The organism is Symbiopectobacterium sp. (assembly GCF_047692315.1).
In the GTDB taxonomy this organism is placed as follows: Bacteria; Pseudomonadota; Gammaproteobacteria; order Enterobacterales; family Enterobacteriaceae; genus Symbiopectobacterium.
On record NZ_JBLLJS010000023.1, the window covers coordinates 120,256 to 142,611 of the forward strand.

Annotated in this window: 17 protein-coding genes, 1 tRNA gene and 4 pseudogenes; 11 read left to right on the plus strand and 11 right to left on the minus strand. The window is 49.0% G+C overall.

From position 1 onward, the window contains the following. Positions 1 to 5 precede the first annotated feature (5 nt). The 4 genes from fliI to fliF are packed head-to-tail and all read right to left on the minus strand — an operon-like array spanning position 6 to position 4,804. Positions 6 to 1,376, minus strand: a complete 1,371-nt coding sequence (gene fliI / locus ACMZI0_RS12920) for a flagellar protein export ATPase FliI (protein WP_415673438.1) — start codon at positions 1,374 to 1,376, stop codon at positions 6 to 8. Continuing rightward, a complete protein-coding gene (gene fliH / locus ACMZI0_RS12925; RefSeq protein WP_415673248.1) occupies positions 1,376 to 2,086 on the minus strand; it encodes a flagellar assembly protein FliH in 711 nt (236 codons plus the stop codon). The genes fliI and fliH overlap by 1 nt, the downstream gene beginning before the upstream one ends. Then, positions 2,079 to 3,071, minus strand: a complete 993-nt coding sequence (gene fliG / locus ACMZI0_RS12930; RefSeq protein WP_415673249.1) for a flagellar motor switch protein FliG — start codon at positions 3,069 to 3,071, stop codon at positions 2,079 to 2,081. Before fliG ends, fliH begins: the two co-directional genes overlap by 8 nt. Then, entirely contained in the window at positions 3,068 to 4,804 is a 1,737-nt protein-coding gene (fliF, locus tag ACMZI0_RS12935; RefSeq protein ID WP_415673250.1) for a flagellar basal-body MS-ring/collar protein FliF, read from the minus strand. Before fliF ends, fliG begins: the two co-directional genes overlap by 4 nt. A 330-nt stretch (positions 4,805 to 5,134) precedes the next feature. Between fliF and fliE the strand changes: the two genes are divergently transcribed. Further along, positions 5,135 to 5,449: a flagellar hook-basal body complex protein FliE gene (gene fliE / locus ACMZI0_RS12940; RefSeq protein WP_415673251.1), complete on the plus strand. Its 315-nt coding sequence runs from the start codon at positions 5,135 to 5,137 to the stop codon at positions 5,447 to 5,449. Between the two features lie 105 nt (positions 5,450 to 5,554). Here the strand turns inward: fliE and fliT are convergent, their stop codons facing one another. Genes fliT through fliD form a run of 3 tightly spaced genes read right to left on the minus strand, consistent with a single transcriptional unit; the run spans position 5,555 to position 7,803 of the window. After that, on the minus strand, positions 5,555 to 5,926 hold the full coding sequence (fliT, locus tag ACMZI0_RS12945) for a flagella biosynthesis regulatory protein FliT (protein WP_415673252.1): 372 nt from the start codon (positions 5,924 to 5,926) through the stop codon (positions 5,555 to 5,557). Next, a complete protein-coding gene (fliS, locus tag ACMZI0_RS12950) occupies positions 5,926 to 6,339 on the minus strand; it encodes a flagellar export chaperone FliS (protein WP_415673253.1) in 414 nt (137 codons plus the stop codon). The genes fliT and fliS overlap by 1 nt, the downstream gene beginning before the upstream one ends. Before the next feature lie 15 nt (positions 6,340 to 6,354). Then, complete coding sequence (gene fliD / locus ACMZI0_RS12955) at positions 6,355 to 7,803, minus strand: flagellar filament capping protein FliD (RefSeq protein ID WP_415673254.1); 1,449 nt, start codon at positions 7,801 to 7,803, stop codon at positions 6,355 to 6,357. A gap of 280 nt (positions 7,804 to 8,083) precedes the next feature. On the opposite strand from fliD, the gene ACMZI0_RS12960 reads away from it, so the two are divergent. From ACMZI0_RS12960 to ACMZI0_RS13000, 9 genes and pseudogenes are all read left to right on the plus strand, one after another. Continuing rightward, complete coding sequence (locus ACMZI0_RS12960; protein WP_415673255.1) at positions 8,084 to 9,112, plus strand: flagellin; 1,029 nt, start codon at positions 8,084 to 8,086, stop codon at positions 9,110 to 9,112. 145 nt (positions 9,113 to 9,257) lie between these two features. Continuing rightward, positions 9,258 to 12,749, plus strand: coding sequence for a methyltransferase regulatory domain-containing protein (locus ACMZI0_RS12965; protein ID WP_415673256.1), 3,492 nt, complete (start codon positions 9,258 to 9,260; stop codon positions 12,747 to 12,749). 252 nt (positions 12,750 to 13,001) lie between these two features. Then, positions 13,002 to 13,472: pseudogene (locus ACMZI0_RS12970) on the plus strand (flagellin FliC); the annotation flags it as partial. 2 nt (positions 13,473 to 13,474) lie between these two features. Then, entirely contained in the window at positions 13,475 to 13,648 is a 174-nt protein-coding gene (locus ACMZI0_RS12975) for a hypothetical protein (protein WP_415673452.1), read from the plus strand. Between the two features lie 40 nt (positions 13,649 to 13,688). After that, positions 13,689 to 14,918 carry a flagellin gene (locus ACMZI0_RS12980; RefSeq protein WP_415673257.1) on the plus strand — a complete coding sequence of 410 codons (1,230 nt, stop codon included), beginning with the start codon at positions 13,689 to 13,691 and terminating at the stop codon, positions 14,916 to 14,918. Between the two features lie 139 nt (positions 14,919 to 15,057). Beyond that, positions 15,058 to 15,780: an RNA polymerase sigma factor FliA gene (locus tag ACMZI0_RS12985; protein ID WP_415673258.1), complete on the plus strand. Its 723-nt coding sequence runs from the start codon at positions 15,058 to 15,060 to the stop codon at positions 15,778 to 15,780. A gap of 139 nt (positions 15,781 to 15,919) precedes the next feature. Beyond that, positions 15,920 to 16,436, plus strand: a pseudogene (gene fliZ, locus ACMZI0_RS12990) (flagella biosynthesis regulatory protein FliZ). A gap of 669 nt (positions 16,437 to 17,105) precedes the next feature. Further along, positions 17,106 to 17,432: pseudogene (locus tag ACMZI0_RS12995) on the plus strand (PhoH family protein); the annotation flags it as partial. Beyond that, positions 17,427 to 17,833, plus strand: a pseudogene (locus ACMZI0_RS13000) (ABC transporter permease subunit); the annotation flags it as partial. The pseudogenes ACMZI0_RS12995 and ACMZI0_RS13000, both read left to right, overlap by 6 nt. Before the next feature lie 73 nt (positions 17,834 to 17,906). Here the strand turns inward: ACMZI0_RS13000 and ACMZI0_RS13005 are convergent. Together ACMZI0_RS13005 and ACMZI0_RS13010 are read right to left on the minus strand one after the other, a co-directional pair. Continuing rightward, positions 17,907 to 17,996: transfer RNA gene (locus tag ACMZI0_RS13005), tRNA-Ser, on the minus strand. Positions 17,997 to 18,235: 239 nt separating this feature from the next. After that, positions 18,236 to 18,874 (minus strand): RpiB/LacA/LacB family sugar-phosphate isomerase, encoded by a 639-nt coding sequence (locus tag ACMZI0_RS13010; RefSeq protein WP_415673259.1) that lies wholly within the window; start codon positions 18,872 to 18,874, stop codon positions 18,236 to 18,238. A gap of 265 nt (positions 18,875 to 19,139) precedes the next feature. Here ACMZI0_RS13010 and ACMZI0_RS13015 point away from each other — a divergent pair, with 265 nt between their 5' ends. Then, positions 19,140 to 19,802, plus strand: a complete 663-nt coding sequence (locus ACMZI0_RS13015) for a tellurite resistance TerB family protein (protein ID WP_415673260.1) — start codon at positions 19,140 to 19,142, stop codon at positions 19,800 to 19,802. A gap of 54 nt (positions 19,803 to 19,856) precedes the next feature. On the opposite strand, the gene fabA is transcribed toward ACMZI0_RS13015, so the two are convergent. Next, positions 19,857 to 20,375 carry a bifunctional 3-hydroxydecanoyl-ACP dehydratase/trans-2-decenoyl-ACP isomerase gene (fabA, locus tag ACMZI0_RS13020; RefSeq protein ID WP_415673261.1) on the minus strand — a complete coding sequence of 173 codons (519 nt, stop codon included), beginning with the start codon at positions 20,373 to 20,375 and terminating at the stop codon, positions 19,857 to 19,859. 90 nt (positions 20,376 to 20,465) lie between these two features. Further along, entirely contained in the window at positions 20,466 to 22,193 is a 1,728-nt protein-coding gene (locus ACMZI0_RS13025) for an AAA family ATPase (RefSeq protein WP_415673262.1), read from the minus strand. Between the last annotated feature and the right edge of the window lie 163 nt (positions 22,194 to 22,356).

The following is a 22,356-nucleotide window of genomic DNA, read 5'->3' on the forward strand; positions in this document are numbered from 1 at the left end:
TCCTCCTACTCGTTACGGGGAAAAATGACGTTTAAGGCCTGGCAAGAAGCCTCATAACCACTGCGTTCAAATATGCCCTGCTGCAAGAAATCCTGAAGCTTCGGGTAAAGGCGAATAGCATGATCCAGCGTCGGATCGCTGCCTGCCGCATAGGCACCCACGTTTATCAAATCGCGGTTGCGTTGATAACTGGAGAGTAGCTGTTTGAACAGCCTTACGCTCGCGTAATGCTTTTCATCAATCAGTGCCGTCATGGCACGGCTGATTGAGGCTTCAATATCAATAGCCGGGTAATGGCCAGATTCAGCCAGTTGCCGCGACAGAACAATATGTCCATCCAGAATAGCACGCGCAGAATCCGCAATAGGATCCTGCTGGTCATCGCCTTCTGTCAGCACAGTATAAAACGCCGTGATCGAACCACCACCGTGAATGCCATTGCCTGCGCGCTCAACCAACGCCGGGAGCTTGGCAAACACGGAAGGCGGGTAGCCTTTGGTTGCCGGTGGCTCACCAATGGCCAACGCAATTTCACGCTGCGCCATGGCATAACGCGTCAGGGAATCCATAATCAGTAACACGTGCTGGCCGCGATCGCGAAAATCTTCGGCAATGCGCGTCGCATAAGCGGCACCCTGCATACGCAACAGGGGAGAGACGTCAGCAGGTGCGGCGATCACTACCGAACGCGCACGACCTTCGTCACCTAAAATGTTTTCAATAAAATCTTTTACCTCACGACCACGTTCACCGATCAGCCCAACGACGATCACATCCGCTTTGGTATAGCGCGCCATCATGCCGAGCAGCACACTTTTACCAACGCCGGAACCGGCAAACAGACCCATACGCTGACCGCGGCCCACCGTTAATAATGCGTTGATGGCGCGTACACCTACATCCAGCACATCTTCAATCGGCGTTCGTTGTAGCGGGTTAAACGGCACAGTGATCAGCGGTGCACGATAACCTGTTTCCGGTGCGGGTAATCCATCTAGGGGTTTGGCACTACCGTCCAAAACCCGGCCAAGCAATTCTGGACCTAGGGATAACTGCTTACCCTGAACAACACCCTGGGCTGCCGCACGGGCATAGACACGCGCGCCAGGGACGATGCCTTCCATCTCTTCCAGCGGCATCAGAAACAGGCTTTGACCATTAAAGCCAACCACCTCGCACTCGACTTCATCCGTTTTGCTGCCCATTTGACGTTCAATCAGACAGGTTGCACCCAACGGCATTTGCAGTCCGGTTGCTTCCAACACTAACCCTGTCGCACGCTTTAAACGCCCACAATGGCGAACAGCAGGAGTCTCCTTGATACGCGTTTCAAAGGCGTCCAATTCGGCAAACCAACGTGCGAGATGATGGGTCATCATAATTCTCCCGGCGCAGCCAGTCGGCATAATTCATGCCAACGCGTAGCAAGGCTGGCATCGAGATCGCCTTCCTCTGCGCTGACTTTGCATCCTCCGGGATGCTGTTGACCGTCGGCTAATAAACGCCAGCCGTGTTGCTCCAACGTTGGGCCCAGTGCGGCCTCTACGCGCTCGAGATCGCTAGGATGTACTCGTAACTGTGTTTTCCCACTAAACAGTGGCTCTTGCTGGATCAACTGTTGAATCTGGTGCTGAAGGGCCGTGCCATCGCACAACGGTGCCTGACCAATAATCTGTTTTGCAACGGTCAATGCTAGCTGCGTCAAGCGCGCCGGAATGGCGCTGTCCATCGCATCCAATGTCTGCTGGAAAGCGCTCACCATTTGCTGCATGTGATCGATCAGCGGCTGTTGTTGCAATGCGTCTTGTGCCCCCTGCTCGGTACCCGCTTTTAGCCCTTCCTGATACCCTGCGTCATACCCTTGTTGCTGCCCTTCAGCAAAACCCGCTTCACGCGCCTGTCGCATGGTTTGCTCACGCATGCGTTCCAGCTCCGCCTCAAAGGAACGAAACTGATCCACTGGCTCCGGCTCCACCTGCTCCAGTACCACCGCGTCGATTTCCGGCTCAGGTTCAGCATCAAAGGGTGACGCCAAATCTTTCAGCTTCCAGGGCTTCCAGGCTATGTTGTCAGCGGGATTAGACATAAGCATCCTCGCCGCCGCCAATGATCATCTCGCCGCTGTCGGCCAGACGACGCACAATAAGCAGAATGGCTTTCTGTTCGTTTTCCACTTGAGACATACGGACAGGACCGCGCGTCGAGAGGTCGTCGCGCAGAATTTCTGCCGCACGCTGCGACATGTTGTGTAGGAATTTCTCGCGCAACGGCTCGTCGGAGCCTTTCAGTGCCAACAGCAGCGACTCCGATTCCACTTCCTGCAACAGGCGCTGGATACTGCGATCGTCCACATCGATAAGGTTTTCGAACAGGAACATTTCGTCGATGATTTTCTGTGCCAGTTCGCCATCGAATTCGCGTACCGCATCGATAACCGCTTCTTCCTGCTGGCTCTTCATCAGGTTGATAATCTCAGCCGCAGTACGAACGCCACCCATTTTGCTGCGTTTCACGTTCTGACCATCCAGCAAGCCATTCAATACTTCGGTCAGTTCCGCCAGTGCAGAAGGCTGAACACCCCCGAACGTAGCGATACGTAGCATGACATCGTTACGCAGACGCTCATCGAACAGTGCCAGAATATCGGCAGCCTGTGCACGTTTTAAATGCACCAGAATTGTGGCGATAATCTGTGGGTGCTCGTCGCGGATAATATCGGCAGCCGTTTGTGGCTCCATAAAGTTGAGGGTCTCGATACCGCCCGTGGTTTCGCGGCTCTCGAGAATATCCTCCAGTAAGCTGGATGCGCGCTCTTCGCCCAGCGCTTTCACCAACACCGAGCGCAGATAATCACTAGCATTCACGCTCAGTGCTGCATATTGTTCCGCTTCAATTTCGAACTCTTTGAGGACTTCAGCCAATTGTTGCGGCGAGACCTGGCGCAAGTTTGCCATCGCAGCACTCAAATGCTGCACTTCGCGCATAGAGAGGTGAGTAAACACCTTGGCGGCGCGATCTTCACCCACCGTCATCAACAAAATGGCGCTCTTTTCTGTACCTGTCATACTCATAGTTCAGTACTCATCCATTGGCGAATAACCAGGGCGACAACACGCGGATCGTTCTCAGCCAGATCGCGTACACGCTGGCTCTGCAACTCAGTATTAATACGCTGTTGTGAGCGGCGTTGCAGTTCTTCTTCGTCTTTGCTCAGCTTGACAATGACATCGTTGGCACTGTCACGCATTTGCGCAGCTGCATTCGCCGTAGCCTGTTGTTCTTCACGTTTCTTGAGTTGCGGTCTGACCAACTTACGCCACAGGATCCAGGCAACCAGCAGAACCAACAGCCAACGACCCAATTCCACCATCAGCTCAAAGAAGGCTTGTTTCTGCCAGAAGGGGAGCTCGCTGGTCGGATCGCTGGTAGACATAAACGGTGTGTTAACCACATTTAATGAATCGTCACGCTCCGTTGAAAAGCCCATGGCTTCCCGTGCAACGGTGTCAATTTGCTTAATCTGCTCTTCCGATAACGCGATAGGTTTACCATCTTCACCGGGTGGCAGATAGTTGACGATCACGGCAACGGAAAGACGTTTGATGCCGCCGGTGCTGTGTTTAGTATGCAGAATCGTCTTGTCAACTTCGTAGTTTGTGGTTGCATCATTACGAGAATTTGACGTTTGTATAACCGCATTTCCCTGTGTGCCAGTGGCAGCATTTTGATTTTGCTGATTAGCTTGCTGGGGATTCTGGTTATTGTTTTGGTTCTGGTTGGCGTTATTGGCATTCGCAGCGTTATTTGCCGGTGTAGCAATCGGTGCCGTCGGTGCTGGCGCCGGCTGGTTAGAGAGTGCTCCCGGTACGCCACCGACATTCGGACCGCCGCGTTGTTCGCTCTGGCTGGTTTGCTGAGAACGAATAGCGGCCTGATTCGGTGCGGAGTTAGGTTGATACTGCTCGTCTGTCTGTTCACGCGCTGAAAAATCGATTTGTGCCGTGACTTGCGCATGCACGTTACCGCCGCCAACGATAGGGGCGATGATGGCTTCAATGCGTCGCTGATACATGGACTCAATTTCAGTCACGTATTTCAACTGTGTGGCATTGACATCACGCCCTGCGGCTCCGGCGGAAGTGAGCAAGCGACCCATTTGATCTACCACCGTGACGTTATCCGGCGGTAAACCTGATACGCTGCTGGAGATCATGTAGACGATGGAGTTGATTTGCCCTTCATCCAGAGCGCGGCCCGGTTGCAAATTCAATGTTACTGACGCAGAAGGCGCTTTTTGCTCCCGAACGAACAATGATGGCTTCGGAATGGCAAGGTGTACGCGTGCCGTTTGCACCGGCCCGAGGGTTTCAATGGTGCGTGACAATTCACCTTCCAGCGCGCGCTGATAGTTGATTTGCTCACTGAACTGGCTGATACCAAATTTTTCTTGATCCAGCAATTCGAAACCCACTGCACCACCTTTGGGAAGCCCCAACTGTGCCAAACGTAAACGGGTTTCATACACATTTGTCGCGGGGATCAGTATCGCACTGCCACCTTCGGCAAATTTGTAGGGGATATTCATTTTTGTCAGTTCACTGACAATCGCTCCACCGTCACGATCGTTGACGTTATTGTAGAGCACACGGTAATCCGGGCCTTTGGCCCATAAAACCATGGCAACGACGATCGCAACAGCAGTTGCCGCAGCAATGAGCAGGGGAATTTTAGGATTGGCGCACAAGCGGTTGAGTATCTCGCCAAACCCTTTCCCACCGGACGCAAAACCGGTTGCGGCGTTCATACTCGTTCTCTGCTTGGTTGTTGAACGATAAAATTAACGTTGGTACGTAACAAAACAGCACTCCCTGATTGCGCAATCGTTAAGACATGCACCTACTTTTGTCAGTATAGTATTATTTTCCGTAACGGTAAAAACGATGCCCCGATAAGGTGGCATTTTCTCCGTCTTTTATGCCTTTTAGGATAAGACTGATATGGTAGTTTAGTGCACTGTGTTAATCGGGTGATTTTTGTGCGATAGGGATGATGAATGTCAGACTTTCTGTTGCCTAATCATGTGCGGGATCTCTCGCTCTCGCGAAGCGATGCCGTCGGAAAAAGGTGAGCGATAATGTCAGTTCAAGGTATTGAGAGCGTCGTGCAGCAATTGCAAGCTACCGCGTTACAAGCGGGGAACAATCCTGTCGTGAAACCGACTATCGAGCCTGGTTTTGCTAGCGAGCTAAAATCAGCATTGGATAACATTAGCAGTACTCAGCAAGCTGCTCGTGAGCAAGCTCAGAAGTTCACTTTAGGTACACCGGGCGTAGCGTTGAATGATGTCATGGTGGATTTGCAGAAATCCTCAATCAATATGCAAATGGGTATCCAGGTGCGTAACAAGCTGGTTGCTGCTTACCAGGAAATGATGAGTCTCTCGGTCTGAATCAAAGAGCAGATAAACCGAATTTGCAGATATAGGCTGAAAAAAAACCATTCTGATGATGTCAGAACGGTTTTTTATTGTACGCTTTTAGCCGTCGGGAGCGGACTACTCTCCACGATTTACGTTACCGGGAATGACCCCTTGCGGAGAAAATTCACCGTAAGAGGCATTCACATTATGCTGCCTGACAGATGTCTGCATTAATGAACTCAGCTCATCCATCCGTTTTTGCAGCAATTCTTTTATCTGCGCTTCACTTTCCACAATTTCTCGCAGAATCTTGCGAAATTGCAACTGCATCACACAGTCCAGATTATCAGGAATTGGCGTCTTGCTCAGGTTCTCCACCGACTGGATGTAGATAATCTCTTGTTCGACCACTTCATCCCATGCGCCGTTGTTAGCCAGAGCCAAAATCTGCCGACTCAGTTGCTGAAGCTGCTGATAATCTTTGAGCAGTTGCGAAGGCGTTGTCATTATGCCGCTCCGCTCTGTACAGTTTGCGGTGCTGGGCCGATCTGGCGCCAGGCCTCTGAGATGCTATTGAGCAATGTTTCAACTTCTTCAATCGCTTTTGCATCGTTATGCAGGTTAGCAATCATCAGACGTTGAACCATGTAGTTGTAAAGGGCGGCCAGGTTTTCTGCCAATTTGCCGCCTTTTTCTACATCCAGACCCGCTTTGAGACCATTGGTAATGATATCGATAGCTTTGGATAACGCATTACCTTTGCCAGTAATATCATTTTGTTGCAATAAGATTCGTGCCCGTACCAGCGCACTGCGTGCACCGTCAAACAACAGAACAATAAGCTGATGTGGACTGGCGCTCATTATGCTGCTTTCCAGGCCGACTTGTGCATAGACCTGGCTGCCATTTCTGCTATACATCAGTTGCCTTCTCCATTACCTGCTTTTGTTATAACTGCTTTTGTTAAGCGCTGCAAGTTGTGCCGTCAGATAATCACTGGTGCTGTTCATTTGAGAGACCAGTTTATCTAACTGTGTAAATTGAGCCTTATAGCGGGCAATATTGTCTTCAATACTTTGCTGCGTACGCTCGTAGGTTTTCTTAAGCGTTTTCTGTGTAGCCGCGATACTGTCTTTGGCCGTCTGAATAGCCCCTTTCTTGGAATCCAATACGCTATCTAAGTAGGTATTGAACTGAGTGGCAAGACCAGTTTTCTTACCATCGCCAACAAAAAATTCAGTGACTTCAGATGATTTGTCAGTTAATGCGGTTTTCAGCTTCTCGCTGTCGATTTCAAGCGCTCCAGTTGTAGGGTTTTGCTTGATCCCCATTTCATTCAGCGTACTGATATCCATGCCGCTTTGTGCCGTGGAGAGTTGTGTCTTTAGCTCGGTTTGGATACCGCGCACTGTGCCGTTACCTAACAATACGCCGTTGCTTGTATCCTGTGCATCCGAACCTTGCTCTACGGCAGTGTATTTTGCCAGGTTGCCAATCGTCGTCTGCAGTGCGTTGTAGGCATCGACAAAACTTTGTACGGCCTTTTGCATCGGTGCGATATCTTTGGTTACGGAGAGCGTTTCTGGTTTGTCAGCTTCCGTAGCGGCTTTTAGCGTCAGGGTTACACCATCAATAGCATCACTGATGGTATTGCTTTGACGCGTGATAGTGATGTCATTCAGGGTGATAACGGCATTTGCGCCAGCAGTTTGCTGTTTCATTGCGCCACTGCCAACGTCCTCGTCCGTTGCACCCGCAGTGTAATTCAGTTTGCTATTAAGTACATCGTCACCGGTGACGATGATAGACATTTTGGCTTTGTTGCCTGTGTCTTTTGCAGTGATGGCGAGGTAGTCAGTATCGTCATCTACCTTAATGATGCTGGCACCCACACTGCCGTTTGCCCTGTTAATGGCGTCACGAATGCCTTCCAACGTGGTTTGTCCGTCAGTTAATGTAATCTTTAACGGTTTTTTCTGTCCTGGCTGGGTGATCGTTAGCGTGCGCGTTCCACCATCAGTGGTGCTTCCCAACTTTTCTTTACTGCTGGAAAATTCGCCAGAGAGCAATGAATGTGCGGTAGCGAGTGTTTTCACTTCCAGGCTATAAGAACCCGTAGAGGCTTTACTGTCGGTTGTGGCAGTAAACGCAGTGTTAGTACTACTGACAGTGGTTTTATTGACGCTTTCTGCTTTAGCAAGCGCTTCGCTGGCTGTATTCAGTTTTTCTAAAGCAGCCTTCAGCGTGTCAAACGCTTTATCCCGATTTGTATAGAGAGTTTGTTGGTTTTTGATCGGGATTAAGCGCGTGTTTTCGTTATCAGTCAACCGCGTGAGTATGCTGCTCAATCCGCTGGTGGAACCTGTAAAGCTGATGCTTGCCATGGTGATTCCTTAATCGATAGTTTGATGCCTACGATCGCTTATCGGCAAATGAATAATAAAGTTTAGCGATAATCTTCCGATCATGGCTATACGGTTGCTGCTTTAATCTATAACGTGATCTATAGCGTGCATTCTAGCGGGGAAAAATCTTGAAAGGAAATTTCAAAAAATCATTAAAGCTTCTGAAACAGGTGCCGATATCGGGTAGGACGGTGAAGAAAACCGTGGGCGGCAGACGCTGTCCCCCTAACTGACTTGAATTGAAAAAGGAATACAACATATGGCAGTGATCAACACTAACAGCCTGTCGCTGGTAGCACAAAATAACCTGAACAAATCTCAGTCCGCACTGGGGACAGCTATCGAACGTCTGTCTTCAGGTTATCGCATCAACAGCGCTAAAGATGACGCTGCTGGCCAGGCGATTGCTAATCGTTTCACCGCGAACATCAAGGGCCTGACTCAGGCTGCTCGTAACGCTAACGATGGTATCTCTATCGCGCAGACTGCTGAAGGTTCTCTGAACGAAATCAACAACAACCTGCAACGTATCCGTGAACTGGCCGTTCAGGCGAAAAACGGTTCCAACTCTGCTTCTGACATCGACTCCATCCAGTCTGAAGTGAACCTGCGTCTGCAGGAAATCAACCGCGTTGCGCAGCAAACTCAATTCAACGGTAACAAAGTTCTTGCTGACAACACCGGTAGCACCGATATTAAAATCCAGGTTGGTGCCAACGATAATGAAACCATTACCATCAGCCTGAATGCTAACTCTGGCTGGAACAAACTGGGCTGCTCTGCAGTGGGTGCTGAAGCCACTGCTGCATTTACTGATACAGCTACAGCTACAGCATTGGGTGCTTCTGCTACAGTAGCTTCTCAGGCGGCTCAATCAGATACTGATGGGAACGAAACAGTACCTTCAGTTGCTGCTACCACAACCTATGCGACAGTAACTAATACTCTGTCTGGAATGGTGGGTACAGATGCCCGTTCTGTTAATACCTACTCTGGTGGTATCGACGTTATGGCGGCAGATGTTCTGAAAACTGTTGATGCTGCTCTTAAAGCCGTTGATAACCAACGTTCTGATTTGGGTGCGATTCAAAACCGTTTTGAATCTACCATCACTAACCTGAACATCACGGTAAGCAACCTGACTTTTGCGCGTAGCCGTATCGAAGATGCTAATGTGGCCACTGAAGTGTCTAACATGAGCAAAAACCAGATTCTGCAACAGGCTGGTACCGCTGTATTGGTACAGGCAAACCAGGTTCCGCAGACCGTTCTGTCTCTGCTGCGTTAATGACATAGCAGTGTTGAAAAAAGGCCAGCCCTCGGCTGACCTTTTTTACGTTTGGATAAGAGACCATATGGCAAAGGTCATTATTGCATTGGTGCTAAGAGTGTTTTAGTAGTATAGGCAATAAATTGACTCAGAGGTTAACAATATGGTGGCGCTAGAGAGCAAAAAAGTGAGTGAAGAGAAGCAGGCGACGGATACGGTAGCGGTTCCCTCGGGTGCACGGCGGGTATACGGTGCGGTAGAACACTTGCGTTCTGTCGCATGGCTATACGGTTTGGAAACTGTGAAGGCTCGATATGCCCGGGTACTTATTTTAGGCTGTGGTGACGGAGCCGATCTTCTGCCGTTTGTGACTACTCATCCTTTTGCCAATGTGGTTGGTGTCGAGTTGGATACTGAATCCCATTCTACGCACCGCCATCAGCGTGTAAGTGAGCTTGCCCCTTGCAATTTACAACTTCATAGTCTCTCTATTCCCGATGTGTTGGCAAGTGAATGGCAGAACTTCGATTATATTATTATCCAAAACAGTTTTTCTCTGCTATCCAATACCATAATCGACGCTTTGCTAACCTTTTGTCAGCAGAAGTTGACGAGTCAGGGGATTACTGCGATTGACTGGCCATGCCAACCGGGTGCAAAAGCATTAGACATGGTGCGTGATGCGATTCAACTGCATAGCAGCCGTGCCATCAGCTATGAAGGGCAGCTGGAACAAGGGCGAGCGATGTTGGCGTGGCTCACGGATGTCACACATAATCACAATCCAATTAAACCGTTCCTCAAACATATACTTAAGCAATACGAATCTATTTCAGACACTTTATTGGGCCATTATTTTCTCGAAGCAAAAAATGAAGCCAATTATTTGGTGGAATTTAATGCACGTATCGAGAACGCTGGTCTCGCTTATATAGGGGATGCGCAACCTGCAACCGAACACGCCGATTATTATGATGAAGATACAAAACCTTTATGGGAAGGCATTACGGCTGATGGGGGTAAAATACTTGGCCAACAATACCTTGACATAGCGGTTAACCGTAATCGTCGTTTTAGTCTTTTGACGTCCCATGCGCGTAAAGCTGAGATTCTGGAGCGTGTGGACTATCAGCGCCTAAAACAGATGCGTTGGGCCGGTAGTTTTCGCCGCACAAGCTCGCATATTCGTCATACACCCGATTGTGTGGCAGGACACGATGGGATCCCTGTAGCGACGCAAGATATGGTGACAATGGGCGTTTTGGATGTGTTGGGTGAAGCATGGCCATATAGCGTGAGCTTCGAACAGCTGGTTTTTCATACACGTCTTCCTGATAATGATCCAGAATCAGCAATTGAGTTCAACCATGAGAAAAAGGTGCTGGCAGCCCTCACGGCGCTGTTTAAAAAAGGGATTGCCAGCCTGCATTTTCAGTTGGATGAAGATACTTATTCGGCGAGTGATACGCATCAGGTAATTGTTCCCGAAGGCATACAAACACAGCTTCTCGTGAATGTTGATGGACTTTCCGTTGTCAACCAGTGGCATGAGTCCGTTGATATTACTGAAGCTGAGCGCGAGCAACTATTGCAAGAAGAACAAGAAGTAACGGCCGATAATCAGGCTTTGCTTGATTCATTACATCGCAAAGGGTTGCTAACGGCATCTATTTTAGGCTGGAAAAACTATTTTCAGCAAGTTGCGCGAGATGTAGAATTGCGTGATATAGGACGTTTAGCGTGTTCGCTATTGTTATTCTCCAGTGATGCTTCTGCGGGCGGATTCTATAATCGCGATTTTGAACGCCTTGCGAAGAAAGCTCGCCGTGAAGCGCAGGAAGAATTGGATGATTCTGTCGATGGCGAACTGGTTTTAGAGATCAATAAATTTATAATTAAAGGAAATAACAAGAGCGCCATTGAACTGGTAGAACAAGAACGCCTGCTGAAAACCGTAAATGGCTGCTATTATCTCGCGCGCTTTTACAAACGTATGGCGGATCATGCTTCCGTAATCAGAATGTTGACACGTATGTTATCTTTTCATTCCACCAGCACGTTTATTTATTCCGAACTTGCTATGGCATTATACGACTATCGTATGTCTTGGCAGGCTGGACGCTTGGTTCGGGCACTGCTAAGGTGTGATAGAAAAAGCTCACCGGATTGGTATCTGCTTAGTACATTGCATAAAGAGAGTAAAACCTATGAACGAGCAGAATATTGTGCACGTCAGGCTTATGAGCTAGCACCAGAAAGTAAGCAAATCGTTAATCTATTAGGTAGCTGTTTATGTGAGCAAGCCAAGACTGATGAAGGCATAGCATTTCTTCGCCGGGCGATTAAAAACCCATTGGTTGATTATGGCTACTACGGTAGTTTGGCTTTTATTCTCACTCATAGCGGGAAGGCAAGCGCCGCAGAAATATTTGATTGTCACCTCGCTTATGCCAAAGGATTGATGGCGTGGGTAGAACAGCAAACGTTCAAAGGTTATGAGCCTACGGACAAATCGGTTACTCGCAAATTGCGTATTGGTTTTGTTTCAGGCGATTTTCACGACAACCACCCAGTAAGCTTTTATTTTTCGCCTATTTGGGATGCTCTGGATCGCAGCCAGTTTGAGCTATATGGTTATAACAGCGCTCCGCCTTATTCACGTAATGCAGGTACAGACCGTTTTGAAAAAACGGCAGATAAATGGCGAGAAATTCAATATGCGAGCGTGCTAGAGTTTGCGGAAATGATTAAAGAGGATAAGATAGATATTCTCGTCGATCTTGCTGGACACACAGGGCACAACCGATTGCCGACTTTTGCACTGAAACCGGCACCCGTACAAATTTCTTGGGTTGGTTACCACTCCACGACAGGGTTACCCGCGATGGATTATTATGCCACTATCTTCCCTGTGCCAAAAGACCCAGCAATTGAAGCCCAATTTACTGAAAAATTGATTTACCTCTCTTTGCCCCGCAATTTTGGCAGTAAAGAAGAAAATCAAACCATTAATCCCCTCCCTGCGCTGGAGAATGGTTACTTTACTTTCGGCAGCTTTAACCGACCTAATAAAGTCAATAATGATGTTTTAGATATTTGGGCTAATGTGCTGAAGCGTGTTCCTACCTCGCGAATGATTATTGGCAATATGGCCAGAGTTCTGTGGGCTGACATGTACCAAAAATTACGTGACAGAGGCATTGATGAGGGGCGAATTACATTACGTGAGTCGGCGGGGCTACAAAAGTATCTACAAGCACATCATGATGTTGACTTATTGTTGGATACCTTCCCGTTCACTGGTGGTACTGTGACAAGCCATGCTGCTTGGATGGGGGTCCCCACCATTTCATTGGCAGGGGAAACATTGGTATCACGGCAAGGTGCATCAATTATGTATTCCCTTGGACTGCCTGAATTCGTTGCATACAGTAAAAAAGAATATATTGATCATGCTGTTTCTTGGGCGGAGAAGGCCGAAGAATTAAATGAGATTCGCCTTGGTTTACGCGGGCGCATGACAATCGAAAATAATCAAAAAGAGTTAATTTCCAAATATGTTGCTGATATGTTCCATGAATGCTGGCGGCGCTATTGCCTTGGAGAAAAACCAGAGAGTTTCGCCATCGGTGAAATTTATGATGTGAATAAATAGTATTTTAGAAAAAGAAGCGGTGATTAACATATCACCGCTTCTTTTATAACGTAGTGAGAAACACTTTAGCCATTCGTGCGCTTCTTTCCTCTCTCCATTAAATCGCTTGAGCTAGCAAAATCTGAAATGTAAAGTATTGACTTGTCAGCAATGATGTTGGTTTTTACACTGTGCGCAAACGTAGGCGATTGCCTAACCGCACGGTGAACATTTTTTATTCAAAAGCAGGAACAGGCTTCTAAAGAGTGTTGTATGACATCAATAAAAATAAATTCACTTTCTCTGGGTATTCAAAATCAAAAGAAACGGTCGCTTTCTGCATTGGGTCAAGCCATTGAGCGACTTTCTACCAGTTCACGAATTAATGGCGCAAAAGACGATGCTGCCGGGCAGGCGATCTCCAACCGTTTCACAGCTAATATCCGTGGACTCACTCAGGCTTCGCGTAATGCCAATGACGGTATTTCTCTCTCTCAAACGACGCTCGGGGCGTTGGATGAAATTAATTCACGATTGCAGCGCATTCGTGAATTAACCGTACAAGGGGTGAATGGCTCTTACTAGCGGCGATACCGGCGACAGCATTCAGGCTGAAATCAATATCAACCTCAAAGAGATTGACCGCTTGGATACCTGGGCGTCTTTTATAATGGTATATCGCTGCTGGATGGTCAGGGCGGCGTTACATCGTTGCAAGTGGGGGCCAATGATAACGAAACCGTGGTGTGGATCTTGGTCCTCCTGGCTTTAGCGTAAAAGAACTGGGTTTGTGGGGGATGAATGTTCAGGGGACACCTGCCACGGTTACACCGGTTTCCACGTTAACGGGGTTCTCCAGCCGAATCAATCTGGACGATGCAACGTATACCTCAGTGAACTATGTTCCTCCGGACAAATAGCCCCAATCTTGTGCGACCGAGTCGTAGCAGCAGTCGCGATATGATGCAGGTTGGTGGAGACGGTGGTCGATTGATGGAAGCCTCCATTAGTGCTTCCCATGATACTGACACGCGGGAGAGTAGTGTCCGTATTGGCGTTGCCAGCGCGGTGGTTACCAGCACTGCACGAGAGTCCATTTCAAGCTGGCGCTTTCAAGACAGTAATGGAAATACAATGTCAGCCACGAACACCCAGCTCGTGCAGGCTAATGGTAAATATTGGATTCAGCAAGGCTCTCAAAATAATGCCTATTACTATGAGGCCGAGCTCACCATAGAGGGCGATCAGCACCGTATTACGGCGCAGGCCAAGAATGATACTCGTGTCACGCAAGCCATGCTGGGAGGCACAATGCAGCGGGTGTTGTCTGCACCTGCCGTTGCCATAGCCAGCGCAGATTACCAGCTTTCGCTGGATGGGGCAGATGAAACCACCAACGGTAATCTGTCTTTAGTGCATCTCGGTGGCTATTACTATGTGGAAGAGCAGGTTAGCCCCGATCAGTATGCGTACTATCGTGCTGATGTGACAATCAAAACGGGCGGTGCGCAGAATACCATCCGTGTCGTCTCTGATCGTAATCAGGCAATAACAGTAAGCGATCAGCCTTATGTTTCAGGAACCAGCACCGCACACCTTGATCCTGAAAATAATAACGTTCAGGTCAACTATGTCGACAGAGCTGGCGGAACCCACACCGACGTGATGCGTGATGATGGTGACGGAGGATACGTTTTCAACGTTGAAGAATTTATCAATGGGGAAGGTGCAAATAAAACAGCCAAAGTAGTACGCGGTGATAACGGAAGTTATTTGTTGCAAACTGTCAATGGTATGGGGGACATCGTGTTGTATTACCCTATGACCTCTTCTGTTTCAACTAACGTTGAGAATAATCGAACCGTTGTTACCGTGTATGAGGCTGAGGATTCGCAACGTTTACGTACTCCGCCTAATCCGCTATCGGCGATCGATCAGACGATTTCGCGCGTCGATGCCAAGCGCGGTCAATTAGGTGCTCTGGAAAATCGGCTAGAGTCAGTTATTCAGGGAAATACCTCGACCAGTTTGTCACTGACTGCATCCCGTTCGCGTATTTTGGATGCTGATTATGCGGTGGAAATCTCCCAAATGACGCGTGCCCAGATAGTCCAGCAGGCTTCAACCTCACTGCTGGCGCAAGCGAACCAACTGCCTGAAACGGTGCTCACACTGTTACAGTCTCGATAGGAACGGTGGCGACGATAGAATGTCGTCGCCACCACATACCCCAAATAGCCCCTCTTTTACGCCCCTATTCGCAGCATTGGACACTCTACGCAAACGCATAATAGTGTCGATAACATTATCATCGTAGGTATTTGTCACTGTGAGCGATATGTATACCGCCGAAGGCACCATGGATAAGAATTCCCTCTGGCAGCGCTATGTTCCGTTAGTGCGCCATGAAGCCTTGCGTTTACAGGTTCGCCTTCCCGCGAGCGTTGAGCTTGACGATCTGCTGCAAGCCGGAGGCATTGGCCTGCTGAGTGCGGTGGAACGTTTTGACTCATTGCAGGGAACCGCATTTACTACCTATGCCGTGCAACGCATCCGAGGCGCGATGTTGGATGAATTGCGCAGCCGGGACTGGGTGCCGCGTAGTGTGCGGCGTAATGCGCGGGAAGTGGCACAAGCGATGCAACAGGCGGAACAGCAACTTGGTCGTGCGCCGACGGAGCAGGAAGTGGCTCAGTCGTTGAACATCACGCTGGAAGATTATCGTCAGATATTGCTGGATACCAATAACAGCCAGCTTTTTTCTTACGATGAATGGCGTGAAGAACACGGCGACAGCGCTGAAGCGCTTCTGGAAGGCAATGAGGAAGCGAATCCGCTACATCAGTTGATGGAAGGTAATTTACGCCATCGCGTGGTGGAGGCTATCGAGAATCTACCAGAGCGTGAGAAATTGGTGCTTACACTCTATTATCAGGAAGAACTCAACCTGAAAGAAATTGGTGCGGTTCTGGATGTCGGTGAATCTCGTGTCAGCCAGTTGCATAGCCAGGCGATAAAGCGACTGCGCGCGAAGCTTATGCAGGAACAGTAACCACTGTGCGCAGGAATAGTGTTATCAAAGGATACCAGCCTTTATGCTGAAGCGTGGCTAATAGCGTCATTGACATATAATGTCGCCTATAAGTATTCGTCTGCATAAAAAATAATATCCACTCTCATGGAATGGATTCATGCTATCTTCACCGCGAAAAAAGCAGCTTCTTAGCCGATATCTGAAAGACTTCAAACATAAGCAAACCCATTGCTCAAATTGCAATAAACCTCTCGATCGCGTATCGCTGGTGTTTCGCAACCAGCTTATCAATAAAAAAGTTTGGGTGATTTTGATCGCTTGATCGATGAGGATGTGAGGATGTATGGCTGTCACTCCAGGATGAGCTTATTCCTGTTTGTCGCTTCTGTAGCGAAGTTTTTTGTAATACGCACACCAGTTATTTCAAGATCAAAGATTTTACCCAATACCTGATTGACCAAACGGATGTACGACATAGCACCATGCGTGAATATGTTATCCGGCTGCGGCGCTTGGATGACATTCTGGTGGCGAAAAATCATCCAGCGGAGACGTTTTCACCCGAAGGGGTGCAGCAACGGCTAGGTGAATATTTACCCGAAAAAGAGCATACGCTTTATCGCAGCGCGTTGCGTAAATATGACCAATACCTCTCTTGGCAACGCCTCTATTGATATTTTTTCTTCATGCCGAGCGATGACAGCTCGGCATCACTGGTGAGTCAGGCGGGCGGGGCGGTGTCCCCGTCTGCGGGCTGAGCCTACCTGTTTGTAAAAAATGAAGTAGCAAAAGTCAGCATTGGCAAAGGGTTATATTTTTTATCATAGATAAATGTTATGGAACTGTAAAAACGCTTGCCAACAGAGGGCATTTTATTGCAATGTCATATTACTAACATCAACCCGCGTTATTTTTTCCGGGTGATGATCGGGAGTTCTAATACGGTCAATCATTATTCCGCGGAATAGTTGTTGCCACAGTGAGGAACGCACATGGTAATGTCCTTTTGGGGACCCAATCAGCAACTTCTGACATGTCGTTTTCAATATCACCTCTGCTGTTGCCGTCATCAAACGCGATGGTTGATAAAGGGAGGTGAGGGGCTAACTCCCCGTGTGAATTTCTCCCTCATTGCTTCTTATCGTTATTCCTGTCTGTCGCTTCATCGTTTTTTAACCCTTGCGCCCACGTTTAGGGATGATATTCTCGTCCGCTGCCGTTATTGGCGGTGCGCAACTCATGTCTCCAGTATCGGCTTAATAAGGAAGCCAACCTCGTTTGTGAGTGAAACGTCACGCACAGCAGTTATGTGCGGTAAGTGAAACAAACTGTAAGGTGCCACTATGGGAAGACAAAAAGCAGTGATCAAAGCGCGTCGTGAAGCTAAACGCGTTTTCGTCGTGATTCACGCAGTCATCGTCAGCGTGAGGAGGAATCGGTCACTTCTCTGGTCCAGATGGGGGGGATTGAAGCCATCGGTATGGCGCGAGAAAATCGCGATACCTGCGCGTACCATCGCCCAGGAGCATTACTTGTCTGCAATAGAAAATAAACAGTTAATCTTTGCCACCGGTGAGGCAGGGTGTGGCAAAACGTTTCTCAGTGCGGCGAAGGCGGCTGAAGCGCTGATTCATAAAGAGGTTGAAAGGATAATTGTCACTCGGCCGGTTACGCCTTACAACACCTGGGCTATTCTGTTGCTGGCCTATAGCTGCTTGTTATTGCCTTACCCCATTCGCTATGTGAGTGCCGCATTGCGTCAACTTGGACCGAATCTGGAAGCCGCCGCGCGTGTTCACGGTGCTTCTACGCTGAGGGCATTGCGCCGCTTGTCTTCCCCAGCTTGATGGCCGCCATGCTATTGGTGTTTGCCGTAGCCGTTCGTGAACTGGTGACCTCATTGCTTTTGGCTCCGGCGGGAGTGCAAACCACGGCGATCTTTATCTGGCGGCAGTTTGAGCAAGGATCTGTCGGGCAGGGGATGGCGATGGCGACTGTGGCGATGGTGGTAAGCCTGGCCACCATGTTGTTGGGGATCAGTTTATATCAGCGCTATCAGCAGGGGGAATGAGATTTTCTATTTCTCATTTCACGCTATAAAAACAAAACGCCCCTGATGACTCAGGGGCGTTTTGTTTGGTATATGGCGGTGAGGGAGGGATTCGAACCCTCGATACGTTTTCACGTATACACACTTTCCAGGCGTGCTCCTTCAGCCACTCGGACACCTCACCGGGGGTTGCCATTCAGGGGCAACGGGGCGCTACTATAGGGAGTCGACTGCGTTCGGTCAAGCAGTATTTCACTGTTTTCTCGTATCTGCTTACACAGTGAACGGCTAAGGTAAAACAGGCTGGATTAGAGGGTGGAACAACGAGATACGTAGGCGAAATAGGGTGTGGTAAAGCGCAAAAAAACCGTGGGTGTTTTCACCCACGGTTTTATCGATACAGCAACGTTCTCGGTACGAGAATTACGCCAGCAGAGATTTGATGAAGCTGGTCAGTTCTGCATCTTTGCTGTTGGCAAAGAAGTATTCCTGGAATTTAGGACCAGAAATAGCACCTTTAACCAGATCCTGATCCAGACCTTTCAGAATGGAGATCAGATCGTTGTAGGTAACTTCTTTCACTGCGTCCAGGATCTTCTTGTTACGCTGTTGCGGAACAACACGATCGCTCGGGTAGCCACAGCCACCTTCTTCTTTGAACAGTTGAGTGAACAGGTTTTCCAGGTTCAGCTCAGCACCCCAGCCAAAGCCTTTGGCATACGGCAGAGAAACCGCGTTACCGTTGTTGATCTGGGAGAACAGGTACGCATCAGACGGGTCAACGACCAGACCACAGATTACGCCCGGGAAAGAGTTACATGCCAGCATCGCGCCCTGGCCAGTGCCGCAGCCGGTTACCACGAAATCAGCCGCACCAGAGTTCAGCAGGATAGCTGCCAGAATACCGTTCTGGATGTAGGTCAGTTGTGCTGCGTCATCAACGGCGTACTGACCGTAGTTGTATACGGTGTGACCTTGCGGTGCAACGGCTTTAGTCAGCGCTTCGGCAATGATAGCGTTCTTGGCAGCCTGGCTGTTCTCGTTAATCAGTGCAATTTTCATGTTCGTTCCTTTATTGTGACGGACAACTACAAATAATAAAACACTATTTTATTTCTATGGGTTCAGTATACCCTGTCAAAAATAAAGCGCAAATCATCCCAGCGCAGAATTGCCATTGCTGTAGTAAAACCGGGCCTGTGCCACATTTTTATTGTTATACATTACCTGACAAACAACGGGCGTAAGAGGCTCTACTATGCATAGATGCAAGTTGTGCTCGCCTGAAGGGCATAATGATAATAGCATCGATAACGGGGAGAGGATCATGAGCCAGTGGATGCAGCAGATACAAACGCTCCTTGGGGCGGCGGGTGCAAAGGCAGGTTCGGCGGCGAATAACGCCAAAAATGGCAATCTGGGGGATATGTTGAAACCTGCGGCGTTTGGTGGGCTGGCAGGCGTGTTGCTGGCAAACAAATCGACGAGAAAGCTGCTGGGGTCGTTGGGAAAAAATGCATTGATTATTGGCGGAAGTGCGGCAGCGGGCGTCGTGCTGTGGAATCAGTATAAAAAACGCGTGCGTGATACCCATGCCGCCGATGCCGATTTCGGCGTTCAGTCATCCAGCGACAACGTACGTGCCCGGCGTTTGATCATGGCGTTGGTTTTTGCGGCCAAGAGCAATGGCCATATCGATGCGGCAGAGCAGCAACGAATTAAAGAGAACGTTCAGGAACTTCAACTGGGCGCAGAAGCAGAAACCTGGATACAAGAGGCGATCGATCAACCGCTAGATGTGCTGTTAGCTCGCGGTGTCAAGAACGAGGATGAAGTGCTGGAGGTCTACTTCTTGAGCTGTGCGGTGATTGATATCGACCATTTTATGGAAAAAAACTACCTCAATGCGTTAGCTCAGGAGCTCAAAATTCCGGCTGATGTCTGTGAATCTATTGGTAACGGAGTGCAAGCGAAGCGAGCTGCATTATAACGGTGCTATGTAGGTAGGATGTGGACGGTGGAAAAAACCGTCCACATTTTGCGATTAGAATGACGTAGTGTCTTTGAACAGACCCACTTTTAATTCGTCAGCCGTATAGATCTGCTTTCCATCAACCAACACTTCACCATCGGCAATCCCCATCACCAAACGGCGATTGATAACGCGTTTGAAGTGGATGCGATAGGTGACTTTTTTAGCTGTTGGCAGCACCTGGCCAGTAAATTTCACTTCACCTACACCCAGAGCACGGCCTTTACCTTCACCGCCCAACCAGCCGAGATAGAACCCGACCAACTGCCACATGGCGTCTAGTCCCAGGCACCCTGGCATAACCGGGTCACCGATAAAGTGGCAACCAAAGAACCACAAGTCTGGCGTAATATCCAATTCGGCTTCAACGTAGCCTTTGCCATGATTACCGCCGTCTTCCATCATTTTAACGACACGGTCCATCATCAACATATTCGGGGCAGGCAACTGAGGGCCTTGAGGATCGAACAGTTCGCCGCGGCTGGAGGCAAGAAGGTCTTCTTTCGTATAAGATTCGCGTTTATCTACCATATTCTCAGTAAGCCTTATTCTAGTGAAGCACGCAGGTTAGCTTACACATGTAAGCTGAGCAACCCAGAAACATCTGGTTAAACCAGTTTTTCACCGAAAGAACCACGGGAAGCGGCGTCGCTCTGGCGGTGAAAATTGAGCAATGCGTTCTTTAATCAAACCCAAGAGGTTTGGTTGCTGCTCATCGTCATAAGCCATATTGGTCAGTAGCGTGATGGCTTCCGGCACCGTTTCCACCGGGATAATATGGAACTGCCCGGCACGCACGGCATCCACCACATCAAGATTCAGACTCAGATGGTGAAGATTGGCCGCTGGAATAATGACACCTTGGTTGCCCGTGAGTTCGCGTCGCTGACAAATTTCAAAGAAGCCTTCGATCTTCTCATTGACGCCGCCAATAGGCTGAACGCGCCCAAATTGATCGACCGAACCGGTAATCGCTATTTGCTGATTAATGGGTTGTTGCGACAACGCACTGATTAATGCGCATAGTTCCGCCAACGACGCACTGTCGCCATCCACTTCACTGTAAGACTGCTCGAAGACCAGCGAGGCTGAGAAGGGAAGTTGTTGCTCAAGTTCCAGCTCGGAAATCAGAAATGCCTGCATAATCATCATGCCCTTGGCATGCAAATTACCGGCAAGTTCTGCTTTGCGATCGACATCGGTAAACTCACCATCGCCGGGATGAACCACGCAGCTAATGCGCGTCGGTTCACCAAAAGCGACCGGATGGCCCGGGTATTCCAGTACAGAAAGTCCGTTGACCTGCCCGATGACTTCGCCTTCGGTTTCGATCACTATCTGCCCCAGTTCAATTTCATCATGCATACGTTCGGCCAGATAGCCTTCACGCCAGCGTTGGGCTGCGATCGCATCAGTGACGGTCTGTGCGGTGATACTCTCTTCCTGGGCATAAATGGCAATGTGCTTTAGCTGATGTGTAAGCCATTGCGGACAAAGTGGCAGACTGCCCTGATCGCCGCTGTAGCGTACGGCTAATTGCAGCAGAGAAGGCCAGGCATCTGCCGCGAGCAAGGGAAGACGATTGGTGCTGCATAACGCATTAATGTATGCGCACCAGCGCGCCATGTCTTCTTCATCTATCAGCGGCAATTCGGCTTCAAATTCACCGTAAACAGCCAGGTCGCGCAGGTTGGGCTCAATATCATGCAGATCGCCAAGACTTTCTCGATCGCCAACCACGATCAGACGAATGTTGATCGGCATCGGTGGAATGGCGAGGGGGAGAGGACGTCTTTCATCGGGTGAGAGCCAATGGTATTGACCTTCTGCGATAATTTGCTTCAAGCGTAACCAAAGCAGCGGTTGAGTCAACAGGGTACGCGCGGTTAGGATCAGGGTACCGCCATTGATATGGTGTAATAACCCCGGTTGCAGGCTAATACGTTCCTGAAAATAACGCACACAGCCAAATAACTGTTCTGCTTCGATCCATGCCTGGAATTCACAAGTCTGCTGGGCTGCAAAATTATCATCAAGTTGTTGCGCCGGTTGAATATCAACCCGATCGTGCTCGATGATATAACGGCTACCGTAGGGGGTAGTGACCTGTTGGCATAGATTTCTCACGGCACCCGCGATGAGCGCAAGATAATCGTTAGTCTCTTCTGCTTTCACTAGCATAAAGGGTGAAGGTGAGTGTGGGTGGCAAAATACCTTCAGGCTATCCACCAGCCGGGGTTGAAGCGCAGAAAAATCCAACGATTCAAGCTTATCTGCCCGATCGAACAGAGACTGGTAAGGCGTATGGTCGGGCAGCAGATGCTGCCATGCAAGTTGGTTATTGGTCAAAGTATCAAAGGTAGTTGTTTGAATGAAAAGCGTGATTATACAAGAATAATACCTGCTGCACGGACGAAGTGTTGGAACGGTAGGGAAATAGATAATTGATGTGCTGTGGTGCACCGTTTTGCCATTTATATTAAAAACGAGAGCACCGAGAGGAAAGTTGGGT